The 1,404-nt window shown below is 62.1% G+C and carries 1 protein-coding gene and 1 pseudogene; one reads left to right on the top strand and one right to left on the bottom strand.

What is annotated here, in order from left to right; translation table 11 throughout:
- Window positions 1-594 (bottom strand): annotated as a pseudogene (locus ABT116_RS46370) (hypothetical protein); the annotation flags it as partial.
- Window positions 595-779: 185 nt separating this feature from the next.
- On the opposite strand from ABT116_RS46370, the gene ABT116_RS46365 reads away from it, so the two are divergent.
- Window positions 780-1,334 (top strand): TetR/AcrR family transcriptional regulator, encoded by a 555-nt coding sequence (locus ABT116_RS46365; RefSeq protein WP_351647244.1) that lies wholly within the window; start codon window positions 780-782, stop codon window positions 1,332-1,334.
- The last annotated feature ends 70 nt before the right edge of the window (window positions 1,335-1,404 follow it).

Genomic DNA, 1,404 nt, shown 5'->3' with positions numbered 1-1,404 from the left:
TCGTCGTGCGGCAGCCCGGTGAGGCTGCGTCCCTGCACCGCGAGGATCTGGAACGGTGCCAGGCGCACGCCCTCCAGGCCGTCCGTGGTCCAGCAATTGGGGGAGGTCGTGTGCCGGCAGGCCGATCAGTGTGGCAACCATCTGCAGCGGCAGTGTGTCCGCTACCGACGTGACCCATTCGATCTGTCGACCGTCGAAGCCGTTGTCCCACAACTGCTGCGTGTACTCGAGCATCGTCGGCTCGAGTGCTCGTATGCGTTTGGCGACCAGTGTCGGCAGCACAAGTTTGCGCTGGTGCTGATGGTCGGGTTCGTCGGCAGTCGCGAGAACGTGAACAGCTTGCCCGCCGCTGTCCATATCGAAGGTCAGGGCCGAACCGTCCGGTGTACGGACCAACACGCCGGTGAGGTTGGAGGAGAAGTCCTCCGTACGGGAAACGGCCTCGGTGACCAGTTCCCACGTCGACACCAGATAGAAGTCGGTATCGGGAATTCGGTACACGGGGTGCTCGCGCCGGAGTACGTCGTAGAGCGGGTACGGGTCGTCGATGTTCGACGGGAGGAAGGGATTGATGTCGAGCGTCGATGGTGTCACGAAGGGAAGATTTCACGGCCCGGAAGGAGAAGTCAACAGGTGGAAAATGCCTCTGAACTGGCATTTTGAGAAAATCTCACGCGCATTCTGACTTCCCTGCTTCTCCCAGGTCAGAGGCTCCCCGCCTTCCGGAACGTAGAGATTTCTGATTGAATCTGTCTCAGAGTGAGACGAGGTGACGGAGAGTGACCGGTGCGAACGAGCGCCACGCCGCCGATTGGCTGGCCGGCGGTAATCGTCGTGAACTCGCAACCGAGCGCATCTTCGCGGCTGCAGCAGAGCTGATTCGAGAACAGGGATTCGATCGGTTCAACGCCGACGACGTCGCTGCCCGCGCAGGCTGTTCGAGGGCAACGCTCTACCGCTACGTAGGTGGCAAGTCCGCGATTCGCGAAGGGCTGTTGTCCCGAGGTGCGGCTTCCGTGGTGAGGCAGGTTGCGGCTGCCGTCGAATCACTGCACGGCGACGAGCGGATCGTGGAGTCGATTCTCGTCGCCGTCGACGCGATACGATCCGACGCTGCCATGAGCCACGGCCTTGCGGCAGCGCGGGCCAACGGGATCGACGAGTATCTCGTGTCTTCGCCGCTGCTGCCGCGTACTGCACTGGAACTTGCCGGATTGGATCCCGAAGGGCAGAAGTCGCAGTGGGTGGTGCGGATCGTGTTGATGCTGTTGGCATGGCCTCTCGCAGACGAGACCGACGAACGACGGATGGTCGAGTCGTTCGTCAGCTCCTGAGACTCCGGTGTCAGCGAGCGCCCACAGGCCTGTCGCCGACGATCGATATTCGATCCATCACTCTGCGAGC

Origin of the sequence: Streptomyces sp. NPDC002130 (assembly GCF_040296465.1) — a bacterium.
Classification (GTDB): domain Bacteria; phylum Actinomycetota; class Actinomycetes; order Streptomycetales; family Streptomycetaceae; genus Streptomyces.
Note: the sequence above shows the minus strand (reverse complement) of the source record. Positions and strands in the feature narration are given on the sequence as shown.